This is a genomic window from Desulfovibrio intestinalis, assembly GCF_014202345.1.
Taxonomy (GTDB): domain Bacteria; phylum Desulfobacterota; class Desulfovibrionia; order Desulfovibrionales; family Desulfovibrionaceae; genus Desulfovibrio; species Desulfovibrio intestinalis.
In genome coordinates this window covers 1-9360 of sequence record NZ_JACHGO010000013.1, presented here as the reverse complement: position 1 = coordinate 9360, position 9360 = coordinate 1, and the positions used below count along the sequence as shown (strand labels likewise).

At 51.5% G+C, this 9360-nt stretch carries 6 protein-coding genes and 3 pseudogenes; 6 read left to right on the top strand and 3 right to left on the bottom strand.

Annotation, left to right across the window (positions count from 1 at the left end; genetic code table 11):
* A partial coding sequence (locus tag HNQ38_RS14110; RefSeq protein WP_221277915.1) for a hypothetical protein occupies positions 1-207 on the top strand: 207 nt, incomplete at its 5' end.
* A 213-nt stretch (positions 208-420) separates the two neighbouring features.
* Here the strand turns inward: HNQ38_RS14110 and HNQ38_RS14030 are convergent.
* The gene (locus HNQ38_RS14030) at positions 421-3990 is read right to left on the bottom strand and encodes a beta strand repeat-containing protein (RefSeq protein WP_183722537.1); all 3570 of its coding nucleotides are present in this window, start codon (positions 3988-3990) and stop codon (positions 421-423) included.
* A gap of 359 nt (positions 3991-4349) precedes the next feature.
* On the bottom strand, positions 4350-5168 hold the full coding sequence (locus HNQ38_RS14025; protein ID WP_183722534.1) for an IS3 family transposase: 819 nt from the start codon (positions 5166-5168) through the stop codon (positions 4350-4352).
* A 25-nt stretch (positions 5169-5193) separates the two neighbouring features.
* On the opposite strand from HNQ38_RS14025, the gene HNQ38_RS14020 reads away from it, so the two are divergent.
* Together HNQ38_RS14020 and HNQ38_RS14015 are read left to right on the top strand one after the other, a co-directional pair.
* Positions 5194-5544 carry a type I restriction enzyme endonuclease domain-containing protein gene (locus HNQ38_RS14020; RefSeq protein WP_343060209.1) on the top strand — a complete coding sequence of 117 codons (351 nt, stop codon included), beginning with the start codon at positions 5194-5196 and terminating at the stop codon, positions 5542-5544.
* Positions 5545-5717: 173 nt separating this feature from the next.
* Positions 5718-6071: pseudogene (locus HNQ38_RS14015) on the top strand (IS5 family transposase); the annotation flags it as partial.
* On the opposite strand, the pseudogene HNQ38_RS14010 reads toward HNQ38_RS14015, so the two are convergent.
* A pseudogene (locus HNQ38_RS14010) lies at positions 6072-7046 on the bottom strand (IS4 family transposase); the annotation flags it as partial.
* A gap of 98 nt (positions 7047-7144) precedes the next feature.
* On the opposite strand from HNQ38_RS14010, the gene HNQ38_RS14005 reads away from it, so the two are divergent.
* From HNQ38_RS14005 to HNQ38_RS13995, 3 genes and pseudogenes are all read left to right on the top strand, one after another.
* Positions 7145-7804, top strand: a complete 660-nt coding sequence (locus HNQ38_RS14005; protein WP_183722531.1) for an RES family NAD+ phosphorylase — start codon at positions 7145-7147, stop codon at positions 7802-7804.
* Between the two features lie 472 nt (positions 7805-8276).
* Positions 8277-8978 (top strand): ERF family protein, encoded by a 702-nt coding sequence (locus tag HNQ38_RS14000; RefSeq protein WP_183722528.1) that lies wholly within the window; start codon positions 8277-8279, stop codon positions 8976-8978.
* A 68-nt stretch (positions 8979-9046) separates the two neighbouring features.
* Positions 9047-9360, top strand: a pseudogene (locus HNQ38_RS13995) (hypothetical protein); the annotation flags it as partial.

Here is a 9360-nt window from a genome sequence, read left to right as displayed (position 1 = left end):
TTCCGTGAATCGAGATTTCTGCATTGCCGTCTCCTTGAGGGCAGTTTGCCAGAAATCTCTACCATGCGCTGGTCCTATTTTAGGGGAAGGTTACATTCCCCTGAAATCGAGGCGCAGCAGGAGTGTGCCTTTGACGCCCTGAGCGCCAAGCCGCGCTCGTCATGTCGCCGCTTTGATGCTTCCCAGACTGGGAAACAGGCGGAATGAATCGTACATGGGAACTTTTGTAGGCTTGCGCCATTCATAAATGAATACACCAGATACGAAAATGCAGACGTAAGTCCCCCCTTTTCCATGTATGGCTGAAATCGCCGTAAGCCGAGCGCAAAGCAGGTGGGCGAGGCAATTTCACGAGTTTTTATCTGAAGCGCTCTGGCGACGGTTTGAGCAGCCGCCTGGGCATTTCAAGCCGAAAGTGCTCTAAACTTGACCAAGTTCGATTATCTGCCGGGCTGAATCTTCGGCCGTAATCATGCCTGACTCGGCTTCGGCAGTTGATGGCCCCCTGCTTTCGGGCAGCAAAACATCTTGCTCAACACTCCCGCCGACGATGTCCCTGACTTCTTCAATGGCTGTTTTGTTGGTCAGATCCATAATTTCGAGCGCAGAGCCTTCCTGACTGGCGGCCAGATCATGAGCCACCGCAGATTCACCGCCAAACAGACCGTCCAGGGTCGCATCCTCGGCAAAAATACTTGCCACATCGGCCGTACCGTAAGGCGTATCAAAGTCATGATCCTGAGCGTTCACAGTCGTTGCATCCAACGAACCAAAAAACAGTGGCCCGTCGGCCATGTCGTCACCGGCCCCCGGTTCATAAGATTCAGCAAAGGGGTTTTGCTGGCTGGAAGTATCTTCTCCAGCGCCTGCAGACACGGCGGCACCATGTTGATCCGCTGCACTGCCGTCAAGGGGCTGCGCCAATGCTGCAAACATCACCGCACCACTGTCCTCATTGGTGCTGGCAAGGCTGTCACCCTCATCCTGAACCGAAAAGTCAACCACGGCGCTGAACGGCACAGGTGCGCCAAAATCAGCCGAATGGTTTTCTCCGTTGATCTCAATAGCGACATTTTCAGCCGCAAAGGAACTCAAAACATCGTAAAGGTCGGGATACAGCGTTTGCAAGTCTGCAACAGAAAACGAACCTTCAAGATTTATCTTCAAAAGACCGGAAAGAAAATCGCTGTCATCGGCAAGCGCGGCCAGCCACACCCCGTACTGCGCGTTCAGGGCTGCGGCATCCGCAGCCTGAAGAACGAGTTCGAACGTGCCGTTATCCTTGGGGGTGATAACCAGAGCGTCACTGCCAACCTTGCCATTCAGAATAACAGTATTGCCGTCGCCGCCAATTTCAATGGAGTTTCCTTTACCTTCAATGGCTCCATCAATGATAATCTTGCTGCCTCCGCCACCGAGGGTGATCATATTTTCAGAAGCGCCATCGGTCCTCATAGCCACGCCAGCGCCGTCATTGGCCCTGAGAGTTATCACATTGTCGCCGTTCTCCCCGACAACGTAATTTTTTCCGCCGCCACGCGCCCACATGGCCACAGCATTGGCAGCAGCCTTGGCGGTGACGTCAATGGTCAGGGTAAGAGGGGCATCTTCCTGGGCCGAAATGATATTGGTACTTGAGGCATTGGCTCTCAGCCCGGCCGCTTCACCTTCCGTAGCCGCAGCTTTAAGAACAATCTCGCCACTTGCGGAAATATTCGTAGTGCCGCTGTACCATGTGTCCACGGCAGCCGTACCGTTGGCGGCGGTATTGGTATCTACCAGAATATTTCCATCGCCAGCGGTCAGCGTTATTTCGCCGCCTGCGTTATGTACCGTCTGTCGATTGCTCAATGGAGAGCCCGAAGTGAGCCTGATGTCACCGTGATCCGCTGTCAGGTTAATTTTTCCCTGCGTCCAGACATCAACAGTGCGCCCCCCACCGCTTATATCGATATCCCCCTTGCCAGAATGGATATCGACTCTGGCATTTGCGCCTGTGGCAGTGATCAGCGAGTAACCCTGCTTCGAATCCGTAGAGTGCATGGTAATGTTGCCATCTGCCGTAGACACATCAAATCTGTCATTACCGCCAAGCAATGTCGTACTAGAGTTCATGGTGATATCACCACGTTCTTTAACGATAATTTGGGCTGTCGTCCCAACCCCCTGAGCGTAGATAGCACCGCCAGAAAGCGAGATATCGCCAACCTGGGTTTCCATCTCCAGTCGACCGCCATTCTTTATTACGCCAAGAGTGCTGCCGGGGTTGCTGACGGAAATAGACCCGGCGGCGGCATCGCTGGAAGAAACACCGTCATATCCGGTCTTGAGGGATATCAGGGCACCCGCGCCATCGGCCGTAAGCGCGCCATTAGAGCTTTGCACATCAACGACTATCTTGCCATTTTGCGCATAGAGGCTGTTGGACGAATTGTTGCCATAGGAGAGAATCATAGATCCACTTCCCCGGCTGTTACCAAGAGTAATGTTAATATCGCCGTCGGTGGTGCTTATCTTATTTTCCCCACCTGCTTCAGCAAACATGGCACGTGCGAAATGGCCGCTGGCAATGTCAGTAGTAAAGTTCACGTCACCGCTACCGCCGACGTTGATTTCATTCACGCCCCCATTCGTGGCATAAAGAAGCCTGCCATTACTTACACTGTGCAGATTAACATCACCTTCTGTGGTGACAAAATTTTTCCCTTTATTCAATGCAGACAACGCAGAGCTATCATTCGCTGCACCTGCGTTGTTGAGGTTGACGTCCCCCTTCCCCATGTCAATTCTGTTCGAAGAGGTCGACCCAGCAACATAAACTCTGGTATTACTCGTAAGCTCTCCACCTGATGACAGAACTTCAATGCTGCCGCCGCCATTGTTCAGAACGCCATTATTCAGGATGATCCTGTTTTCATCGTCTGCAAGGGGTCCGGCGGCGGGGTCGCCGCTGGCATATATCTTACTTCCTCCTGTAAGCGCATCTGCAACGACGATTTCGTCATTACCGGCCGACCCGTTTATAAAAAGTTTTGCGCTCCCCTCATACTTTCCGGTAGCTGAGTTATAAAAAGAGCTGTTGTTCCCTTTCTGGAAGCTCACGGTCCCATCAATTCCTGAAACAGGACCATATAAATCATCACAAGCGGCAGAATCAAAGGTATAAGCATAGTTATTGCCGCCAATATTCGCGGCATCCACACTTACCAGTTGAATCGTATAGCTTAAACTTTTTCCAGCCGCATCCACTCCGGTTACGGTAACGTAGTTCGCAAGCATCCCGTCAGGACCAAGGGCCTTCAACGCTTCCAGGCCTGCCGGGGTAAGGGAGAAAGCCAGCTTGCCCCCAACTTGGCTGGCAGACCAGTAACCGTTGTCATCATCAAACGCATACTGCCCCTGCAAGGGGACTTCTACGGCATCAGAGGCCGCGCCCCGCGTGTACAGAACGGCACGCGCGTCGGCAGCGTAAACCGTACCAGATCCACCGCCACCAGGCCCGCCATTGCCGGGCGTTGCCCCTGGCACCGTTGCGCCTTCAGAGCCATACTGATCCATAGCAGCAGATGTGAACTGCAAAGGCGCACCAACAACAGTACTTGCGCTTTGCGGCCCGCTGGCAAGCCCGTCCAGATGGTCAATGCCAGAAGCAAGTTCAGCTCCATCGTGCTCAACATAGTGTGAAGACCGCTCCACTGCGGAAGGACCAGCCGCAGGAGCCAGATTCGGCCCGAACGCAGCGAAAAAGTCGCTGCCTGAAATCAGCACGCCGTCGACTTCAAAGTCCGGCATGCTTTCTCTGGTGTATTCTGAATAAAAATCTATCACGCTGATGCTGGAACCATCTTCAAAGCTAAAAATCAGATTATTGTCAGTCCGCCCAAGTGTGGCCTGATCAGCTGAAAAATCCAGAAGATATCTGGCGTCAGCCGCGGTATTGACGGTAATATGTTGACCATTTTTAGGCTGATTGATCATGATGGAATTCATATAAAACTCCTGTTCTGGCTGAATTCAGCAGCAAGTTGGAGGCCACACCGCACAGCTAAAAGAGCTGTAACAGCATGGCCAAAACGGCAGTGTAGCACCTTAGAATTTTTTGGAAGACCAAAGGATATGGCCTGAGCCGCGCACCGATAAAGGAGGGACTCAAAAAGAAAAATAGAGGAGGATCAGAGGGGCATCCTCCACAGCCACCACTGAAAATGGCTGTATGAAACTATTTGCGAAAATAGTTTTATACATTCAATAACACTTTAAAAATAATTGTCAATACCAGTTATAGAAAGACAAAATGAATACCCTGCGCAAATGCAGTATGAGGTAGGTCGTCAAATTCGAACGCCATGTTAAGCGGCAATCGGCAGCTTTGGTTTCATCATCCCGCTTCTGACAAACGCCGCCGGTGAGAGATAGCCAAGTGCTGCCTGGCGTCTTTGTCGATTATAAAAAACCTCAATATACTCTGTCACATCTGTAATTGCTTCTGCCTGTGATCTGTAGCTTTTGCGATGGACCAACTCATTCTTCAATAAGCCCCAGAAGCTCTCCATGGGGGCGTTGTCGTAACAATCCCCTTTTTTGCTCATGGAACAGATCAGACCATATGCGTGGAGCTTTTTCTGATAAGCTGCGCTGCAATACTGGCTGCCGCGATCCGAATGCAGAATCAGTCCCACAGGTGGGCGGTGGAAACGCACCGCCTTCATCAATGCAGCCAAGACAAGCCCGGTATCCATACGCTCAGCCAGGCTGAAGCCGACAATTTCCCGGCTGTGTAAATCTTTGATTCCGGCAAGATATACCCAGCCCTGCCGTGTGGGGATATAGGTTATGTCACTCACCCACACGCGGTTGTGTTCGCCCGGCGTGAAGTCACGGTTCAGAAGATTGGAAGCGACCGGCAACGCGTGATTTGACTCCGTGGTGCGGATAACCCGTCGTTTGCGCTTACAGACGAGGCCCAGTTCACGGCGGAGCTGCTTGACCTTCCAGAGGCTGACGGCACAACCGCTTGCCACGAGTTCCCGGTGCAACCGCTCCGCGCCGTATGTGCCGCGTGTTCTCTGGTGGGCAGCCAGAACCTCGGCCTCCAGACGAGTTGTCTTGTTTGATGGGGCAGCGTCGCGTTTGAGCCAGGCGTAGTATCCACTGACAGATGCGTGCAAAACCAGGTCGATTGAAACGGCGCAGGTGATCGAAGAGCTGATTGAAATGGCTAAAAAGTTTCAGGAAGCCGCAAGGCACGGTGAAACTTCTGGCCTGACGCCGGATGAGCTACTTTTCTACGATGCCTTGGCGGATAACGAATCGGCGGTTCGGGAATTGGGCGATGAGATTTTGAAGAAGATCGCTCAGGAACTGACAGAGAGCTTGCGGAAAAATATTACGGTTGATTGGTCGAAGCGCGAGAGCATCAGGGCAAAATTACGAATCTTGGTGAAGCGGATTCTGCGGAAGTACAAGTATCCCCCAGATCAGGCAGAGGGGGCCATCGACATTGTGCTTAGGCAGGCGCAAGAATTGGGAGAGGCTTGGGCGTAGATAACTTTAACTGTCCCAGATTTGAGCTACAGTTGATTGAGAAAAATCAAACACACGGCAAGGTTTCGACGATATCATATCGCCCTAACCCCCTAGATAGTGTCGTCACGAGATTGTCTAAAATTTGATTTTGTGGCATAGTTCGCTTGCCTTCCACCGCAAGCGAGGACCACATGTCACGACCTGCCCATAGACGACACGACATTTCTGATGCTGTTTGGAAAAAACTCGAGCCTCTTTTGCCTGGCCGCGAAGGGAGTTGGGGCGGCGTAGCCCACGACAACCGACGCTTTATAGATGCAGTTTTTTGGATCATGCACACCGGTGCGCCATGGCGAGATTTGCCGCCCGACTTTGGCGACTGGAGCAACACCCACCGTAGATTTATTCGCTGGCGTGATAATGGTGTGTGGGAACGACTGCTTGAAATGTTGATCGACGAGCCGGACTTTGAATGGCTGATGATCGATGCCAGCCATTGCAAAGTTCATCCCCACGCGGCTGAGGAATTTTTGGTACGCCAGCAGCAGGTACACCGTCAGGGCCGTGTAGACTTGAATCAGTACCGCGTTTTCCGAGTTGCCGACAAAGGTCTTTATGCGCAGATTTTGTTTGATTTCCTTGAAGAAAAGCTCGATTTGCCAGCGGTCTTTATAGATGTCGGCAATGGTTTTTGGCGAGAGCCGGAAGTTATTGGTTAAAAACTCGTAATGTTTTCCGGTTTTCTGGTCGCGGTAGCCAATACGCCGCAGCCGCAGGCCTTTTCCCCGACTGACGACCTCAATGATGTGATCGGAAGTGACACCGGTCCCCCGGCGCACCGGGCGGCGCTCCAAAAGCTTATAAACGGCGTTGCGTTTGAGGCGGGTCACGAAAAAGATGGCTTTTTCCTCAAGGGCTCGAAACCAGGGGTAGCTGATGTACGCCTTGTCAAAAACCACTATGGAGGCTTTGGGCAGTTCCAGGGATTGAGCCATACGACTTTCATGTGTTTTGGCGTCGGTGACGGTTACGAAAGCCGGGATATGCCCGTCATGGTCCAGCAGGGTGTGCATTTTGACGCCGCCTTTGGCTTGGCGGAACGAAGCCCATGGGAAGAGCGAAAGGCAAAGCTTGATGGTGGTAGCGTCCAAGCTGAACAGCTTGGATTTGAAGCGAAATTTGTGCTTCGGAGTTTTTGTCGCGCACAAGCCGTACATTTCGGCGAACAGGTCATGAAAAAAGCCCACGGGCCGGGAGTTGTTCGCATCAGCGAACGTTGAGCGGGCCACGTTTTTCAGGCCCCAGTGGTACAAGCGGTTCCCGGCTGCGGCCAGGCAACGCAACCCATCGCGCATGGAGCGCCTTGCGGCAAGCTGTATGAAGGCCATGGCGGTGAACTGCTCCTTGAAGCCGAATTTGCGTGAGGCCCGCCCTACTTTGTGCCGGTGTTCGAGCTTTTGAAAAACATGTCTGGGAATCAGAGATAGCATCTGGGAGAAAAGTGTATTATGGTGACTCATGTCCAAAATCTCCTTGTGTGGCAAAGTTTTTCGCAAACTCTTTATACCACATCGCATTGAGATTTTGGACTTTTTTCTTAACCCTTAGCCGGACAGCAATGGGAGCAGATGACATCGCGGTCGCCCTCAGCGAGGTGCGGCCCATTGTTGGTTCGTCGGTCTTGGTTGCGCGATTTGAGATATTGCGGCCTATGAGGGTCTTAAATCTTGATGCACTCAAGTTGTTAATAGAAGAAGGCAGCTATTTTGATCCGAACTATGCAGTACGTCTTGGTCGAAAACATTTCTTTCCAGAGCTCTGGTTTGATTTACTCCGCCCTACAATGCCGGGTGAAGAAGAAATGGATTATCTGCCAACACAAGCCATTGCTGAATTTCTGGCCGCACCTGACAGCCTGAATATCGATGGAATCAAACACCCCTCAGTGCAAGCTGGTCACCAGGGGAATAATATCATTTTTTTTCATGGCCACGGCGGTGTGCGCGTTGTCCACAGGCCGAAACCTCTCTGTGTTGAATGGCCCTTTGAAATTGAAGGTCAGCCCGACGTCATTGTACGAGAATCTAATTTCCAAAAGGACAGCGAACAGTCTGAAGAAGGCTATGACTGCGACTTGCTCTGCAATGACGGCCAAGAATCTTCGTTACAGTTAGACATCAACAATATTGGCCTATATCACATAAGCAGTGTAAAAACGAACTATTCCTCTCAAAAAGTAATATGGCAAGCACCTGATTCCAAAACACAACACTCATAACAGGATATTGATTTGCTGTAAAAATACTTTCTATGATGGCAATAACAAGAAATAAGTTTGTCTAAAATGTTTCATGTAATATGCATTATGCGAAATTATTGCTAATGATTGGATGGTGCCCAGAATTTTTCACACATTTTGCAGCAGCCAGTCGGTGGAGAATGGTTTCGTATCATGCCCCAAAATCTCTGATTTAAGCTGATATTTCTTGGTTCATGTTCATATACCGTTGTGTGCCCCACTTTTGCCCAGCCATATAGCGCAGGCGGGCAGCCACTGACCCTCTCCCCGAAAAGTATACCATTTTTCCTAACTTAGTGACCCAAAAAGGAAGCTATGTTGTTCATTAAATTTTGAGAATATATTACTTTTTCAAGAGCACCAGAGTAATATTTCAAATACCCCTCGAAGCCCTGTCCAGCACTAAGCTGGGCGGGGCTTTGTCATTTTGCTATCGAAGGAGGATATTCATATGAACCAATACCAATCAGAAAACATTACCGATTTGGGTAAGGCCCTGCTCTGCGTACAACGAACCGTTCAACGTGCTACAAAAGACGCTGAAAATCCCTTCACCAAAAGCTGGTACGCCAGCCTCAACAGCGTCATGGACGCCTGCCGTGATGCGCTCATCGAAAATGGCATCTGGCTGTGCCAGTATCCTGTGCCTGTGGAACAGCCCAACTCCTTAGGGCTGGTTACCAAGCTGACACATGCAGAGTCTGGCCAGTGGCAAAGCTCTCTTGCTGTGGTTCCTTTGCCCAAGGCCGACCCGCAGGGCATGGGATCGGCAATTACTTATGCTCGCCGCTACGCGTTAACCGCCATGTTGGGCATGGTAACCGAAGATGACGACGGTGAGAGGGCAAAAATTGGACGCAAGTCGACATTACGCCCTAAATTGCCCGTAGTTGCCCCTGAATCGCAAAAAGGGGAACAACGCAACTCATCCACCGCAAACAACATTTCGGCCCCCTCAAATCGTCCGCCAGCAAGCCTTGAAAATCTTCCGCCGCTAGAAGGCGTCACCTACCAGCAAGTTACAGCCCAAGACGGACGTCCCTACATCATTGCCACCGGCAACACGCAGGCCAAAAAGGAACTGCTGACCGGTTCGGGCTTCCGGTGGAACCCGCAGAGAAAATTGTGGTGGAAGTATGTTGATGTCGCATAGCAAAAATCAAAATACCGAGTGAAAGGGCTGCCTGATGGCGGCCCTTTCGCTTTTATGGAGACAGGATCATGGAAATGACAGACCGCACGGAAGGCTTGCGGGCATTAATTCGTCAGGGGCTGCAAGCCGTCTCCCAGAAAAGTACCACCGCACAACTAGGCGATAGGTCCACCTATGTTGGCATGAGCGACATTGGCCAGCACTGGGAATGTCCTCGTGCCGTTCTCGCCCGTAAGGTGATGCCAACACCGAATAGCCTGGAGCGTCTGCTGACCCTGCAGCGCGGACATTGGTTTGAATCCGGCGTTGGCAAGGCGCTTGCGTCTCTGGGCCTGTATGTACTGCCTCAGCTTGAGATCAACTGGCAGCATCAGGGCGTGCC